Below are 15,145 nucleotides of genomic sequence, written 5' to 3'. Positions count from 1 at the left end.
ATGGAATAAACAACTGGTTGATACTCTAATGAGGAATTAATGGTAAAAATCACCTTATGAATGTTAAAATTGAAGTGAGATAAAGCAAACCCATTAAAAAGGACATCATCTTGGACAGGCCCTTCGGGACAAAACTCCACTCAGCCGTTGCTGAACTGGGGAGATCAAACGACTTTCTGCAGTCGCTGGACCCGGCCTTTGCGGCCAAACTCCATTCAGCCTCGCTGGACTGGGCCTTTGAGACTTCCCCATTCAGCCGTCGCTGGAGAAGGCCCTTTGCGATGATGAAGGGAACCTGAGTACGCTATTTCTTGCAAAATGCTTGTTTTCGTTACCCAAAGGGAACTACGATGCCTTATTTTGTCAATATTGAGGAATTCAATCCAATTTTCAAGGAATAGCGGATCGTGGTTCCGCTTAGGTCCCTGAAAACAGCTATACGAAAGAAATAACGAATCGACGTTCCCTCAGTAAACAGGAATTGTAGATTACACTACAGGAATTACAATAAAACTGCTCACACAAACAAGGAGGAAGACCCATTGGATTTCACACAAATAGGACGAATCGCTTCACTTATTAAAGCTAACGTAGGTAAAGTCATTGTTGGCAAGGACGATACCGTCGAGCTTATGGTCATTGCCCTCATTGCTTCCGGGCATGTGCTGCTTGAGGATGTTCCCGGTACAGGGAAAACGCAGCTAGCCAAAGCGCTGGCCCGCTCCCTCGACGGCACAATGAAGCGCATCCAGTTCACGCCCGACTTGCTGCCGTCAGATGTAAGCGGCATCAATTTCTTCAATCAGAAGCTGGGCGAATTCGAATTCCGCCCAGGGCCGTTATTCGCTCACATCGTGCTTGCCGATGAGATTAACCGCGCGACGCCGCGCACGCAGTCCAGCTTGCTGGAAAGCATGGAGGAACGCCAAGTGAGCATCGACGGTGAAACACGCATGCTCGAAGCTCCGTTCCTCGTCATTGCCACGCAGAACCCTGTCGAGAATCAGGGGACGTTCCCCCTCCCGGAAGCTCAGCTCGACCGCTTCCTGATGAAGCTCTCGCTGGGCTATCCGTCCGCAGCCGATCAGGTCCAGATCTTGAAGCGCTACCAACAGCATGATCCACTCGATCGGCTGCTGCCGGTTGTAGGCCGTGCTGAGCTGCTCGAAGCTCAGCACTTGTTCACGCAGGTGCGCGTCAGCGACGAGCTGCTGCAGTACATCGTGCAGCTCGCGGAAGCGACGCGCGCGCATGCAGATGCCGCGCTTGGCGTCAGCCCGCGCGGTGTTCGCGCCTTGATGAAGTCAGCGCAGGTATACGCGGCGCTTCGCGGCCGCGACTACGTGCTGCCGGACGACATTAAGGCGCTGGCTGGGCCCGTCTGGGCGCACCGCATCCTGCTGCGCACGCGATCGCGCCAACAAGACCAACAGGTACATGCCCTGCTGGTCAGTATTCTTGCAGCTACCCCCGTTCCTACGGAAGTTAAGCTGGGGTAGCCGATGAGCATTAGCTGGATTCTCATCATCACTGTCGCTCTGTTCCTCCTCCAGCATCAGCTATTTGCCCGCTGGGGGTTTCGCGGGCTTCGCATTGAGCGAACCTTCAGTACGACGCATTGCCATGCAGGGGACGACATTGTCATGATCGAAACGATCGTTAATCGTAAGCTGGCTCCAATTCCTTGGCTTCGCTTGGAATCAACGATTCACGCAGGGCTCCACTTTGCGAAGATCAGCAACCTCGCAGTGAGCAGCGGAGCTCTTTTTCAGAATCATCGCAGTCTGTTCAGCCTTATGCCCTATACAAGAATAGTCCGACGCCACGGGGTTCACTGTTCGAAGCGAGGTTGGTATAAGCTCGAAACGGTGGCCGCTTCGATGGGGGATTTGGTTGGTGTGCAAGCTGCTTCTGCGATACACCGTATGCAGGTGGAGCTCCTTGTTTACCCTCGCTTGGTAAGCAGAGATGAGATCCCACTCCTCTCCAGCAGATGGCAAGGCGATATAACCGTCAAACGCTGGATCATGCCAGATCCATTTCTCGTTTCTGGCGCAAGGGAATATCGCTTTGGTGATACGATGAACAGCATCCACTGGAAGGCGACAGCACGCAGCCAGAAACTCCAAGTATATAATCGAGATTTCACTGCTGACCCTAGGCTGCTTTTGGCCGTAAATACGCAAATAACGGAAACAATGTGGGATGCTGTGACCGATCCCGAGCTTGTTGAGAAAGCTCTCTCGTACGCAGCTACACTTGCTGAATATGCCGTGAGCCAAGGTATTCCTGTTGGTTTCGGCTACAACGGCTCTCTGCAAGGTCAACCTGGAGTTCCCGTGTACCTCGCCCCTGAAGGTGGTTGGCCACATTTGGAACACCTTTTTGAAACGATGGCCAAGCTTGCCATCTCCTGCTCTCGCTCCTTCGAAGACTTCCTGGATCATGGAATCGAGCAAGAAGGGACCGCGATGGACATCATCCTACTGACTTCCTTCGTGTCTAGGGGGATCGAAGAAAGTATTGTGCGACTTGAATCGTTAGGGCACTCTGTTTTTATCATCCCCTTGCAGCACGACCTTCTTGAGCTGAACGGAGAGGAGGTAGGTGTTTCCAATGTCAGCGCGCACTCAAACGCCTTCTCAACGAGCTAATCTTAATTTTCTTGTGAGAGAATTCAGCTTAGCGATCTTGTACAGTCTACTCGAACTCATTATCTTCTTTCCGATTATTATTCTAATCCAGGTCTATGTGTCGGAGACCTTACTCTGGATGACTTGCTTACAGTTCTTGCTCTGTTATATGTTCGGCTGCTTCTTTGGACGTATAAAATGGCTAACTCGTACTCTCTATGAGTTAATGCTTTGTGCTGGAGTAGGTTTAACGATTACCTACCTCCTGCAAGGCAACAACTGGCATGGCTGGACCTGCGCAGCCATCGGGTTAATACTTGCATATCGCGGAATTCGCTGCACCAAGGATGGATGGCTCTCGCTCTTTCCTGCGAGCATATTTGTTACCGCAGGTTTAGTTTATTTCGTAGGTGTCCCCATTATGGGACGATTGGATCTTTTCCATCCGTATATAGGTTGGATGAATGGATTCGGGTTCTGTTCGCTGGTCATTTTTTTCTTAGCTACGAATCGCGCTCAGCTCCTTAGCGCCACGTTAGCAGGCAATGAACGTACTGCAGCATTGTCACTATCAGAGTCAGTGAAGCGCTCAAGCCGCATTTGGTTAATCACATTAATTGCTTGCATCGCAGCTGTTGCCTACTTTAAACAATTGCAACAAGGAATCGGCTCCTTTCTTCGAGCTTCGATCGCTTGGCTGCTGCGCCTTTTTCAATCCGAACCGTCTTCTGATCAGCCGCTAGAGCCAAGTCCTTCAGCACAACCCTTGCCGCTTCCGCCTCCTGCTCCCACTGAAGAACCGAGCTGGTTTGACATGCTGCTTCACTATGCCCAAGTTATTATCGGCTATCTCATTGTCATCGCCCTTATCCTTGGCGCCATTTATATTATCATTGCCAAGCTGACACCTGCACTGGTCTCACTTATTCGACGCTTGATGAACCGTTCATTTAGCAGCAAGAAAGGCGAGGGAGCCGAAGGATTCACGGATGAAAAAGAGAGTCTACTAGCGTGGAAAGAACTACCGCGTATGTGGTGGCAGCAAACGATGAAGAGCTGGTCGAGAGGGAAAGCAAATGAACCAAAATGGTCACATTTGCCGAACAATCGGGAACGCATCCGTTTCCTTTATCGTGTTTTGATCCAGCAAGCAGCTGAGGGTGGCTATACGTACAATAAAGCACATACCCCAAATGAAACAGAACGGGAGCTATCAAACCAATATCAGCTGTCCAGCCATGCCGTTCATGCCATAACAACAGCTTATAACCAAGCACGTTATAGAGATGACGATGTCTCTGATTTAGAGCTGGATCAAGTACTGCAAACTCTTGACCCTCTTATTCGCAATCAATTGAAATGAGTATCCTTTTGCCTACTGTAAGCATGATTCTCATCGCTACGTCGAAGAATCCAAGCTCTCCCTATACTTTAGCGATGATATTCATCGTCTCAGATTAAGAAGCTCAATGCCCTTCAGCTGTGCAATCGCGTATTTTCCTGGCAAAGCCTCAGCCCCGCTGGCACAAATAAGGGGTTGGGTTGGGCTAAGCTAGCATACTCACCCCAAAGTTTTCCTATGCAAAACAAAAAGGCTGCGCAGCAAAACAACTGCTCAGCCTTTTTTTTTATACTTATTACTCCATTCACCCGACTCTTCGCAGTCCCACACCGCATTCCAGCATTCACAATCAAAAAAATCAGTCACACTTTTGCACGCGGCTGCATATACATAATTGTTTGAATACATTCGACTGAGGTGGTTTTGAGATGTTAGCATTAAAAACCGGTTGTGAAAAAGAAGAAGTCGTTCACACATTATGTGAAATGGGATTGGATCAAATCGCAAAATGGATCATGGTATTACCTGAAGACAGGTGGGAAAGCATGTTTCTCTCAACATGGCCAACACTTGCTAAAAAATGCGGCTTCAATAGATAAGCTGCTTTTCTTTTACATAAACATACGAAAGACCATGTTGGCATTTTGCTCTGTGCAATCCTTGCATAGAGCCTTTTTTGTCGTCATGGCCGTATAACTCAATTATTTGTTTGGCGACCATCTTTTTAGCTTATGAATATTTCGTGTAAAGAGGCCTGTAAGAAACCGCGGAAAACCAAACTCAACCAGTTTCTGCTTCACCCGATCCTTCATCTGCTCTACGGTTAAATCAGGCAAAGTGAATTCACCGTTTTGGTAGCAATGACTGCAGTATACCTTGCTTTTCATTCCAGATTTCTCTGTTCCTCCACCTTGCTCATCACGAGCGAGCGGCATCCCGCAGCTTTGACAGTTTTTATAGGTGTCCATGTTTTTTTACTCCTCCTAAAAGCTTCTCCTATTATCATACCAACAAAGCATTCAATTACAATGAAAAGCTGACTATTATCTATTCAAGCGCTTTCAGAGCAGGAGAGTAGCCACCTTCAAGCGAATCTACTAGAAATAGATTGTCAATTTTAATTAGAATAGTAATAGTAAAACTTTAAGGAGGACTGTTGTGAAGCCCGTCACAGTGAAAGATTTGGTTGAGCGTTTCTCGCTCGAAGTACTTGCCGGACATTCGGAACTGCACCGCCCGATTACCAAAACAAAGGCGCATCGCCCTGGACTTGAATTTGTCGGCTATTTTGAATATTTCCCGCAAGCGCACGTTCAGTTGTTAGGCAGGAAAGAAATTACCTATTTACACAGTCTCAGCGAAAACGAAAGAAATCTTCATATCGGAAATATTGTCAAATATCACCCACCTTGTTTCGTCGTAACGAGAAACCAAGAAGGTTTGAAATATTTAACCAAATATTGCGAAGAAGAGAAAATCCCGCTCCTCCGTACGGCTGCTCATACGAGTAAATTTCAAGACTTAGTTGATTTATATTTAAGTAAATCACTCGCTCAGGAGATTGCCGTTCACGGTGTTTGCGTCAATGTCTCGGGGATTGGCATTCTGCTTCGCGGGAAGTCTGGGGTTGGCAAGAGTGAAACCGCCCACACCTTAATTCACAGAGGGCATCGCCTCGTTGCCGATGATATTGTCGTACTGAAGAAGATTAGCCCCGAGACCCTGCTTGGTACTCACAATGGGAAGACGAAGGAATTCCTGGCGCTGCGCAGCATCGGACTGATTAATGTCTCACGGCTTTACGGCCGCAAAGCTTTCCAGGACGAAACGCGGATCGTACTCGATATTGAGCTTACGAAGTGGCAGGAGCATGCCCTCAACAACGATTTGGAGCTTGACCCCTGTTTCACCGAGTATATGGATATCAAAATTCCACATATTGAAATCCAACTACAGCCTGGACGTGATGTTGCCGGACTCGTTGAAGCTGCAGCCAACAACTGGTATTTGCGTCAGCAAGGGTACAGTGCTGCTGAGGAATTCATGCAGCGTCTGCAAAATGACACCGATTAAAAGAAGCCGCTCCATCCTAGGATGAGGCGGCTTACTTATTTAGCTTTTTCTCTTTTCGTTAACCAAGATGGGCCGTGATCCTGACGTGATATCATCATGATCATTGTGCTCCAGCTTTTTGAAGCCTTCTCTTGCCATCGCTGATACGGATGCAGGATAAATAAATGAAATTCCCACCATCAGGAGAAGTATGTGATAGTGCTTCACATTGATAAGGTCCGCTATGCCAAGCTTTTCCTCAATCCGATGAAACACAAAGGCATAAAAAGCATCTAATAACAGATTAGCAACAACATATAACCAAAACCGCCCAAATGTAAAGTGAAAAACCCACATCGTTGCCTTATTTTGTCCATCTGATGCATGGTTTAGGCTCGGTCAGCTCTATTTTTGGCTTTTCGACGATGCGGGGTACCGTCCCAAAACAACCTTTCGAATCGAAAGCTGTTAGTGGAGGTGCATCTTATGCGTAAAAGATTAACATTTATTATCATTTCAATTACCCTTGTGGCTCTGATGCTTTGTGGGTGGACGGCCTATGCGGCAACTTCACCTAACACATCGACTTCGACTTCCGTCCTGGGGACATTCAAATCCATCGCTTCCGATGCTGTCACTGTAAACACAAATACCGGTGATCAAACAATTCCATTAGCCAAATCCGTATGGGTTTACCGTAATGATCAAAAGGCCCAACTGGCTGATTTAAAGCCTGGGGATCAGATCGAACTGATCGTCAATAGCAAGCAGCAAGCTGCCTATGTGAAAGCGACCTCAACTGACGCTGGAGCACCCGTGACTGAAGCCATACCTGCGACACCAGTGACTCCTGAGCCTACATCGACACCGGCTTCGTCGGGAACGAGCGAGCAAGCTGCAGCAGCTGTTCCAAATGAACCTGTTTCTAGCACACAACCCCCTTCCCAGCAGAACAACGAGCTTTATCCTAACTTGGAGGACATCGACCTGAAGGTGGATGGCAAGCATTTCAAACTGCATATTACACAAACCAAGGGTGCGAATGGCACCTTGTATGATCTGAATATTAAGCTCGAAAATAGCGGTACGATTCATCTCAAAGGGGACCAAGCCGCTGCATGGATTAAAATGCTGCTTGCTTCCGTCGACCTCAAATCTTCAAATGCTGAGCAGACATTAACGCAGCTGCTTGCCGAGCACTATAACTTGGATGCAAGTAAGCTAAATGTTCAAATGAAAACGAAATGGGAGCAAACACAAGCGCCAAACACGCTAAAGCAGCAGGATTCCAATAAGGACGAGAGCTCTAAAAAAGATGATGACGATGACGATGATGAGGATAAAGACGATAAAAGCAAGTACAAAGATAACAATAAGAATAACAGCAACAAAGACAAAGCAAAAAGCAACAATGAAGGAAAAAACGATGATCGCCAAAAGAATGAAAAGCAGAGTCGCAGCAACCACAATGATGACTAGCTATATAATCGCCACAATAAAAGCCGCAGATATCCACTAAGGATGTCGACGGCTTTTTGCTGCTTTATCTTTTCTTCCCCTTGCCATTTCCGTGCTCACGTTCTTTTTTATTTTCCTTATCGTCCTCGTCTGACTCTTCAGATGAGTGCGAATCCTTAGCAGTCTGGGCCTCTGCCCCCACAATCGGCATATCAAAAGGAACAATAGGTGCCTGAGCCAAGGCTCGATTCATCATCTCGCGAAATAAAACAGCAGGAACAGCACCGCCAGACGTCGTTAAGTAATGCTCTTTATCCGTACGGTCATAACCGACCCACACAGCAGCCGTTAACTCTGGCGTGTAACCCACGAACCACGCATCTTTAGCACTTCCGCTGCTTAAGCCTTCGAATTCCTTCGTCTGCGGCAGCTGCGTTGTGCCAGATTTACCAGCAACCGGGCGATTCATAGCGGCATTCTTACCTGTTCCTTGCGCAACAGCGACTTGCAGCATTGTCGTTATCGCATACGCTGTCTCCGGCTGCATCACGGGAATCCCCTTCGGGCTTGCACCAACGAGCAAATGACCGCTGCTCGTCTCGATCTTCGTGATGGTATGCGCTTGATGCAGAACCCCCTTGGCGGCGAAGGCGCTGAATGCTTGCGCCATCTGCAGTGGTGACACCCCTTCTGAGAGTCCGCCAAGTGCGATGCCAAGTTGACGATCCTGAGCCGGTAAAGTAATGCCCAGGGATTTAGCAAATTGGAGTCCACGATCAATCCCAATCTCGTGAAGCAGCCACACGGCTGGCACGTTCCAAGAAGAAACAACCGCCTCCTGCATCGTCACTTGCCCTCTCGTTCGGTGATCCCAATCTTGAGGCTGGTAGCCTTCGATGTTTAATGGACCATCATACAAGATGGAAGATGGCTTATAGCCATTCTCCAACGCGGGTCCATAAACAGCAATCGGCTTAAAAGATGATCCTGGCTGTCTCTTCAACTGCGTTGCACGACTGAACCCACGGAAGACTCCTTCTCCTCGTCCTCCAGCTAAGGCGCGAATCCCGCCGGTTCGCTGATCTACAATTGCAGCGCCGCTTTGAATGAGCTGATCTGGCTTGCTTTCCGGAAATAGACTCTCGTCTTTATAAACATCCGCAACTGCATTCTGCACCGAGGGATCTAGCTCCGTCGTGATTCGCAAGCCACCCGTCAACAACTGTTCCTCTGTAAAACCATACACTTGAACGGCTTCATTAATAACCGCATCGACATAAGCCGGATAACGTCCCTTCAACTCATTGCCTTTATCGGATTTAACGACACTTAGCGGTGAAGCTTTGGCTTTCTCGTAATCCTGCGCGGTGATTTTACCTTCATCACGCATCAGCACTAGCACAGTATTCCTTCGCTCGAGTGCCTGACCCTCATCCTTAAAAGGTGAGTACCGGCTAGGAGCCTTAGGAAGAGCGGCAAGAACCGCTGCCTCAGGTAGGGTTAGATCCTTTACATTTTTGTTAAAATACGTTCTAGCCGCTCCCTGTACCCCCCAGCTCCCTTCCCCGAAATAAATGCTGTTTAAGTACATCTCCAGAATTTCATTTTTACTATAGGTTGTATCTATTTTGATCGCATAAGCTGCTTCTCTCAGCTTTCGGGCCAGTGTTTTGTCCGCATTGAGAAACAGATTACGAGCCAGCTGCTGCGTAATTGTACTCGCTCCCTCCGAATAGCTTCCTCGCAGCACATCACGAGCAACCGCACGGAAGATAGATCTGACATCAATACCCGTGTGCTCATAGAATCTTCTATCTTCCACAGCCACAACCGCATCCGTCAGCACCTTCGGCAATTGTGAAAACGTGACAGGCTCAACTTTTGAAGCTGATAACTGCGAAGCCGGTTTACCGTTCTTATCCAGCACAAGTGTTGCCTCTGGCAGCGGCTGGTTTAATTTCGATACATCGAGTCCACGAATGTAGGAATAACAAGACACGAATACGGTCACACATCCAATCAACACAATACCGCAGCAAATTTGCCAAAACCTTTTACTCTTCCAAAATGATTTGAACATCTTACCTTCCCCCTTACGTACGTTATATATATTCGCAGGATTCCTGCAGTTAGTGACGCACGAAGACAAGGAACTCTTACCAGCTGAAACGACGTAAAAAGCCCCCCAGTTCATAAACAACTGAAGGGCACATTATTTAGAATATATCGTTTTTTAAGCGATTGAGGTCGGTGCTCCGAAAATACTGGTATATCCGCTGATACTGCCTAGGATACGCTCCGCTTCCTCATCGTTCATGGAACCATATCGCTCCACGGCATCGACGATTTTAGGGAACAAATGAATGTCTCCTGCGCTTGCGAATCCGCACACACCAGGGAAAGATAATACAAAATGCACACAAGCATCTATCACCTGCTGCTGGTCAAAAGGTTCGTACCATGTCGCATAAGGGCGCTTCTCCCCTTCTCCCCATGGAGCCTTAGCAATCGCTTTGATGACCCTGATAGCAGCATTTTGCTTATTAGCTTCTTCCATGAGTGCATCGAAAGCTTCCCGATACTTTGGCATACTATACATATAATAATTGAGCGGAAGGAGCACGGTTGCGAAAGGAAATCGATGTAACGCTTCCAAATGCACAGTCGGAGCATCATGCCCATGTCCTGTAATGCCAATCTCCTTAACAATACCTTCAGCTTGCGCTTCCAAGGCTGCTTCCAAAGCACCGCCCTTTTCCGTGCAGCGGTCTAACTCTTCCATTGAACCTACCGCGTGCAGTTGAAGTAAGTCTACAGAATCAACCCGCATCCGTTCCAGAGAGCGATAAATTTCTTCTTTCGCTTCTTTTTTCGTTCTTTGCCCTGTTTTCGTAGCTAGGAAAATACCCTTGCGAATTTGACTGATCATAGGACCCATTCGTACTTCGGCATCCCCATAACTGGCTGCTGTATCAAAATGGTTAACCCCATGCTGCATGGCAAAAGAGATAGATGCATCCGCTTCCTCTTGCGTCACATTGCCGAGACTTGCTGCACCAAACATAACGACTGAGCTTTCGTAATTCAAACGACCTATTGTTCGTTTCAACATGAGTGAAGTGCTCCTTCCTTATTGTTCTTACTCTTCCTCACCATATCATTTACTGGGCCAAGAATACAGTATTCACAGATATAGATGCAAAAAAAGCTTTTGGATACAAATATCCAAAAGCTTTTTACTCATACCTCAATGTATGCCAATTAATACGTTGCCCCTTGCAAGAAACTTCACTCGTTCACCCATTGGCGGAATTTCGTTGCCTTCCACGATAACTTCAACAACCACAGGACCTCCGTGAGAAAGCCACTCTTGCACATGCTCTCCCTGTAGTTGATCCAGAGATCTAACCTCGGCATGACGCAAGCCAAGCGATTGGGCGACACCCGCAATACTAACTCTCTCTTGCGAGAAGTCTTCCAGACATCTTTTGTACTGCAGCATGTGACCATGATAAACCATCCCGAGACGGGCATTGTTAATGACGACAAATAGGATCGGAAGATTATATTCCTTAGCGGTTAGTACTTCGAGACCATGCATGAAGAAACAGCCATCGCCTGTAATACAGATCGTCGGTCGAGTCGGCTCCGCTAACTGTGCTCCTAGTGATCCTCCGATTCCAGAGCCCATGCCTCCGAAATTGATATCAATATCGAACTCTTGCCCGCTCTCGATCAATAAGTTTTGGATCGAATAGGTCATGAATTCACCGATATCTAGGAAGAATCGAGCATTTTTCGGTGCTCTCGCACTAAGACGACGGATTGCCGCCAACGTATTCCATTTCTCTTCGACCTGCTCCTGTTCGGATGCCGCTGCTGCTTCGGCTAGCCCTTGAAATGCCTCGCTTGCATATGATCTATCTTGTCCATCAGCCGAAAGCTGATCTAATAATTCCGCAATGACAAGCTTGATTTCACCATGTACAGGATATTGGGTATCGTAGCACTTTCCTAACTCACTTTGATCGTAATCGATGTGAATGAGCTCTCTATTGGTAACCAATCGCTGTTCCCAGTTACTTGTTGCTAGCTCACCTAAGCTTGAACCGATGATCAGAAGTACCTCATGATCGTTACCGTTCAAATACTCACTCGCTTTGATATTCGCTGATAAGCCATATATCCCTAAGGAAAGCGGGTGATTTTCGGGAAAAGCTCCCTTACCGCGTGGCGTTGTTGCCACTTTCCACTCAAGTGTTTCAGCCAACTGTACGATACTGTCAGAGGATGCTTTAGCGCCATTACCCAGCAGAATCGCTCCACGTAGACCAGCTGCTTTGATCCGCTCAGCAGCCGCCTGTGCTGCTACCAAATCCATCGTTGGCGGCTGTTCTGGAGGTAACACTGGAAGCTCTCTTACGCCAATATCCGTCATTTGGATATCAATAGGAATCGCCAAATGCACAGGACCTGGCACGCCGCTAATCGCTGTGTGATAGGCCTCTGCCAGAATCTCTGGCAGTTGATTAGGGTCTAGAACCGTTCGGCTCATCTTCGTAATCGATGCAAAGATCGGCTCAGCATACAGCTCTTGCGCGCCCCCCTTGCCCATTTTACCAGATGGCACTGAGCCTGTGATGAATATAACAGGAAGCTTCTGCTTCCAAGCATTCGCAGCCGGAGTCACGAGGTTCGTCGCTCCCGGTCCACTAGATGCCACGCAAATCGATGGAAGTCCGGTAATTCTCGTATAAGCACCTGCCATGTAGCCGGAGCTGTTCTCATGCTTAGCTACAATCGGCTTAAGCTCAGGAATGTCCAAAAGGGCGTCATAGATCGCATTGATTGAGCCTGCTGGAATACCGAACACATATCGCACACCTTGCTGCACTAAAAATCTCAATCCTACTTCAATCGCCCGCATATTGGTTACTCCTCCCCTTTAGGTAAAGTAAATTTGAATACCGAACCTTGCCCTTCGGTACTTTCGAACCAAATCCGACCGCCATGCAGTTCGATAAGCTGTTTTGAAATCGCAAGACCTAAGCCTGTCCCATTAATTTGATTATTGGCTTGATAGAATTTCGTGAAAATGTTTTTCTGCTTTTCATAAGGAATACCGATACCACTATCATGTACTTCAACCGTAAGTACCGTTTCTTCGAAAATCGATTTAATGGTAATCACACCCATAGGAGGTGTAAATTTAATCGCATTGGAAAGTAAATTCAATAAAATTTGCAGAATGCGTTGTTTATCGACGCTTACAATCGTATCCGTTTTCTGCGTCAGATTCAACAACCAGAATTAGTTTCTTCTTATTGATCAAAGACTGCACAATATGGACGGATTCCTTGATGATTTCTTTGAAATCAGCTTCGGTATACACCAATTCAAATTTACCGTTCTCCATTTTAGCGAAATCCAGCAATTCATTCACTTGATCCAGCAAACGCTCGATCGACTTGGACGCAATATCTAGTAAATCCTTCTGCGAATCGTTAAGGCCACCGAGAATTCCCTTGCTAAGGATGTCTACAGATCCTTTAACCGCTGTAATCGGCGTACGCAGCTCATGCGAAAGTGTCGCGATGAAATCGCTTTTTAACTCATTCAGATGCTCTAGCTCTCGTACTAGACCCTCTAGCTTGAAGTTAGCATGCTGCAGCTCTATGGAACGCTCATTGACGGAGTGATCCAAAGTCTCCGTATGCTGGGCATTTGAAAGAGCGGTAGCTGTAGCATCAGAAATCGATTGGCAGAATTCCAGTATGCTTGCTTCATACTTCCTTGGTTTCCCGATAGATGGAATCGCAACGACACCGTAAACGGAACCTTTCGCCACAAGCGGAAACACCATAATACTCCGGATATCAAAAGAGACGAACGCTTTATGATTAGGCCGCGGATCCGCATACACATCCTCGATTGCCGCGGATTTCTTCTGAGTAATGACCTCATACAAAAGGCGGTCATTTTCAATGGTTAACTTGACTTCTCTATGCTTAACTTTCCATTCGTCAACCGTTACATTCTCAGAAGACAATTGGTAGGGTTCAATGGTATGCTCTTTTTCGTTATATAGATGAATACCGATATCCTTAGACCCACTGGCTTTACGCATGTAGTGGAAAAAAGTGTTCAGAACATCTTTGACCGACAATGACTCCGATAATGCTTTCGTCGCGTCAAGAAGAAGCTGCTGCTTCTCCATCAGAAGCTGCCGTTGTTCGAACATGCGAATGTTGCGAATAGCCACACTTGCCATGTTAACAAAAGCTTCTGTAACTTCCATCTGCTCTTGAGTAATATTCATCGGTTTTCCGAAATCGTGAACGAAGACAAGGCCAAACACGTCATTTTCTACAATGACGGGAATCCCTAGAATCGATTTAATTTTTAACAATTGTCTCTTGGATTGATCCAATCTCAGGTCAATACTCGTATCCGAGATATAGTCGCTAGCTTGGTTGCGCAAAATATCCCTGACAAACTCATCTTCTCTGGGATCAATGAGCAGCTCCGTTATATCCACGGGCAATTTATTGCCTTTATATCCCTGAAAAGTACCATCCGGCTGTTTCAAGAAAAAACCAACAAGATCTGCTTGAGTAATCTCTCCTGCTATCGCGTCAACGAACACTTGCAGGATTTCTGACATTTCAAACTGAGAATTAATGACCTTCGTCATTTGAAATAATTTTTGAAAACTTTTCAATTCCATGACCATGCCCCACCCATTCCCCTTTTATTAGCGAATCTTTATTTGATGTCTTCCATTATTCTTGGCCCCAATAAGTGCAGAATCAGCTTGCATAATGATTTGATCGAACGAGGTAGGGTCGAAATTATTCGTCAACCCTATGCTCACTGAGAATTCCTGTGATATATGCGGTGCCAGGCTAACCTTTAAACCGTCGACAGCCTTAATAATGCTATCTGCAATCTCTACACTGTTCGCTTCATTTTGGAGTAAGACCAAGAACTCATCCCCGCCATACCGAAAGGCTAGATCATGCTCGCAAGAGATTTTTGACGATATGATGGTTGCTACTTCTCTCAAGACTTGATCCCCAACCAAATGACCATAGTTATCATTAATGTCCTTAAAATAATCCATATCGACCATCATAGCGGCTTGAAATTGCTTGGTTCCCTCTTTGATCATCCGAATGGTAATATCCAAGTATGCTCGATTATATAAACCAGTTAGCGCATCCACATAAACCAATTTGGCTAATTGTTTATTGTCTTTCATCAAATTTTTAACCTTCGCTTTTTGGTGGAGGGCAATTTCAACCTTTCGTTCCAGCACATCCAGATCAAATGGCTTGGTCAAATAATCAATAGCTCCTAATCGAAGTCCTTGTAAAATGTCTTCTTTCTGTGCATTTGCAGATAAGAAAATAATCGGGATATCAAAGTCGCTATCGGCTATTAATTGTTTGCATATTTCAAATCCAGTCACTTCAGGCATCATCACATCAAGTAAAATAAGATCAGGTGCCGTCTCTTTGACCATGGAGAATGCCTCTTTACCATCCTCAACCGTGATGATTTCATAATGTAACGAATTTAAAAATATACGAAGTATATTTAAATTATGGGGTTCGTCATCGACGATAAGAATGCGACATTTCATTAATCTATCCCAGCT

The 15,145-nt window shown here is 46.5% G+C and carries 14 protein-coding genes; 6 read left to right on the top strand and 8 right to left on the bottom strand.

Annotated features, from left to right (window positions below; translation table 11 throughout):
- Positions 1-542: 542 nt before the first annotated feature.
- The 4 genes from QFZ78_RS27285 to QFZ78_RS27270 all read left to right on the top strand — a co-directional run bounded on the left by QFZ78_RS27285 (position 543) and on the right by QFZ78_RS27270 (position 4,574).
- Positions 543-1,499 (top strand): AAA family ATPase, encoded by a 957-nt coding sequence (locus QFZ78_RS27285; protein ID WP_307552185.1) that lies wholly within the window; start codon positions 543-545, stop codon positions 1,497-1,499.
- 3 nt (positions 1,500-1,502) lie between these two features.
- On the top strand, positions 1,503-2,654 hold the full coding sequence (locus QFZ78_RS27280) for a DUF58 domain-containing protein (RefSeq protein ID WP_307552184.1): 1,152 nt from the start codon (positions 1,503-1,505) through the stop codon (positions 2,652-2,654).
- On the top strand, positions 2,617-3,996 hold the full coding sequence (locus tag QFZ78_RS27275) for a DUF4129 domain-containing protein (RefSeq protein WP_307552182.1): 1,380 nt from the start codon (positions 2,617-2,619) through the stop codon (positions 3,994-3,996). Before QFZ78_RS27280 ends, QFZ78_RS27275 begins: the two co-directional genes overlap by 38 nt.
- 407 nt (positions 3,997-4,403) lie before the next feature.
- Positions 4,404-4,574: a hypothetical protein gene (locus QFZ78_RS27270; protein ID WP_156389969.1), complete on the top strand. Its 171-nt coding sequence runs from the start codon at positions 4,404-4,406 to the stop codon at positions 4,572-4,574.
- A gap of 102 nt (positions 4,575-4,676) precedes the next feature.
- Here QFZ78_RS27270 and QFZ78_RS27265 read toward each other — a convergent pair whose 3' ends face one another.
- The gene (locus tag QFZ78_RS27265) at positions 4,677-4,943 is read right to left on the bottom strand and encodes a zinc ribbon domain-containing protein (RefSeq protein WP_171642674.1); all 267 of its coding nucleotides are present in this window, start codon (positions 4,941-4,943) and stop codon (positions 4,677-4,679) included.
- Positions 4,944-5,133: 190 nt separating this feature from the next.
- Between QFZ78_RS27265 and hprK the strand changes: the two genes are divergently transcribed.
- Positions 5,134-6,048, top strand: a complete 915-nt coding sequence (hprK, locus tag QFZ78_RS27260; RefSeq protein WP_307552179.1) for an HPr(Ser) kinase/phosphatase — start codon at positions 5,134-5,136, stop codon at positions 6,046-6,048.
- 39 nt (positions 6,049-6,087) lie between these two features.
- On the opposite strand, the gene QFZ78_RS27255 is transcribed toward hprK, so the two are convergent.
- Entirely contained in the window at positions 6,088-6,384 is a 297-nt protein-coding gene (locus QFZ78_RS27255; RefSeq protein ID WP_307552177.1) for a hypothetical protein, read from the bottom strand.
- Positions 6,385-6,513: 129 nt separating this feature from the next.
- Here QFZ78_RS27255 and QFZ78_RS27250 point away from each other — a divergent pair, with 129 nt between their 5' ends.
- Positions 6,514-7,506, top strand: a complete 993-nt coding sequence (locus QFZ78_RS27250) for a hypothetical protein (protein WP_307552176.1) — start codon at positions 6,514-6,516, stop codon at positions 7,504-7,506.
- Positions 7,507-7,570: 64 nt separating this feature from the next.
- Here the strand turns inward: QFZ78_RS27250 and QFZ78_RS27245 are convergent, their stop codons facing one another.
- From QFZ78_RS27245 to QFZ78_RS27220, 6 genes are all read right to left on the bottom strand, one after another.
- Positions 7,571-9,565, bottom strand: coding sequence for a transglycosylase domain-containing protein (locus QFZ78_RS27245; RefSeq protein ID WP_307552174.1), 1,995 nt, complete (start codon positions 9,563-9,565; stop codon positions 7,571-7,573).
- Positions 9,566-9,718: 153 nt separating this feature from the next.
- On the bottom strand, positions 9,719-10,597 hold the full coding sequence (locus QFZ78_RS27240) for an aldo/keto reductase (RefSeq protein WP_307552172.1): 879 nt from the start codon (positions 10,595-10,597) through the stop codon (positions 9,719-9,721).
- A 135-nt stretch (positions 10,598-10,732) separates the two neighbouring features.
- Positions 10,733-12,412, bottom strand: a complete 1,680-nt coding sequence (locus tag QFZ78_RS27235; protein ID WP_307552170.1) for a thiamine pyrophosphate-binding protein — start codon at positions 12,410-12,412, stop codon at positions 10,733-10,735.
- A 5-nt stretch (positions 12,413-12,417) separates the two neighbouring features.
- On the bottom strand, positions 12,418-12,789 hold the full coding sequence (locus QFZ78_RS27230) for a sensor histidine kinase (protein ID WP_307552169.1): 372 nt from the start codon (positions 12,787-12,789) through the stop codon (positions 12,418-12,420).
- Positions 12,743-14,212 carry a GAF domain-containing sensor histidine kinase gene (locus QFZ78_RS27225; RefSeq protein WP_307552167.1) on the bottom strand — a complete coding sequence of 490 codons (1,470 nt, stop codon included), beginning with the start codon at positions 14,210-14,212 and terminating at the stop codon, positions 12,743-12,745. The genes QFZ78_RS27230 and QFZ78_RS27225 overlap by 47 nt, the downstream gene beginning before the upstream one ends.
- 27 nt (positions 14,213-14,239) lie before the next feature.
- On the bottom strand, positions 14,240-15,130 hold the full coding sequence (locus QFZ78_RS27220; RefSeq protein ID WP_307552165.1) for a diguanylate cyclase: 891 nt from the start codon (positions 15,128-15,130) through the stop codon (positions 14,240-14,242).
- Positions 15,131-15,145: the final 15 nt, after the last annotated feature.

The organism is Paenibacillus sp. V4I5 (assembly GCF_030817255.1).
Taxonomy (GTDB): domain Bacteria; phylum Bacillota; class Bacilli; order Paenibacillales; family NBRC-103111; genus Paenibacillus_E.
Note: the sequence above shows the minus strand (reverse complement) of the source record. Positions and strands in the feature narration are given on the sequence as shown.

What these genes read in the sequence shown, in the direction of transcription:
- QFZ78_RS27280 (WP_307552184.1), top strand. Translation starts at nt 1,503, where the DNA reads ATGAGCATTAGCTGGATTCTCATCATCACTGTCGCTCTGTTCCTCCTC.
- QFZ78_RS27275 (WP_307552182.1), top strand. Translation starts at nt 2,617, where the DNA reads ATGTCAGCGCGCACTCAAACGCCTTCTCAACGAGCTAATCTTAATTTT.
- QFZ78_RS27270 (WP_156389969.1), top strand. Translation starts at nt 4,404, where the DNA reads ATGTTAGCATTAAAAACCGGTTGTGAAAAAGAAGAAGTCGTTCACACA.
- QFZ78_RS27265 (WP_171642674.1), bottom strand. Translation starts at nt 4,943, where the DNA reads ATGGACACCTATAAAAACTGTCAAAGCTGCGGGATGCCGCTCGCTCGT.
- QFZ78_RS27255 (WP_307552177.1), bottom strand. Translation starts at nt 6,384, where the DNA reads ATGTGGGTTTTTCACTTTACATTTGGGCGGTTTTGGTTATATGTTGTT.
- QFZ78_RS27250 (WP_307552176.1), top strand. Translation starts at nt 6,514, where the DNA reads ATGCGTAAAAGATTAACATTTATTATCATTTCAATTACCCTTGTGGCT.
- QFZ78_RS27245 (WP_307552174.1), bottom strand. Translation starts at nt 9,565, where the DNA reads ATGTTCAAATCATTTTGGAAGAGTAAAAGGTTTTGGCAAATTTGCTGC.
- QFZ78_RS27240 (WP_307552172.1), bottom strand. Translation starts at nt 10,597, where the DNA reads ATGTTGAAACGAACAATAGGTCGTTTGAATTACGAAAGCTCAGTCGTT.
- QFZ78_RS27235 (WP_307552170.1), bottom strand. Translation starts at nt 12,412, where the DNA reads ATGCGGGCGATTGAAGTAGGATTGAGATTTTTAGTGCAGCAAGGTGTG.
- QFZ78_RS27225 (WP_307552167.1), bottom strand. Translation starts at nt 14,212, where the DNA reads ATGGAATTGAAAAGTTTTCAAAAATTATTTCAAATGACGAAGGTCATT.
- QFZ78_RS27220 (WP_307552165.1), bottom strand. Translation starts at nt 15,130, where the DNA reads ATGAAATGTCGCATTCTTATCGTCGATGACGAACCCCATAATTTAAAT.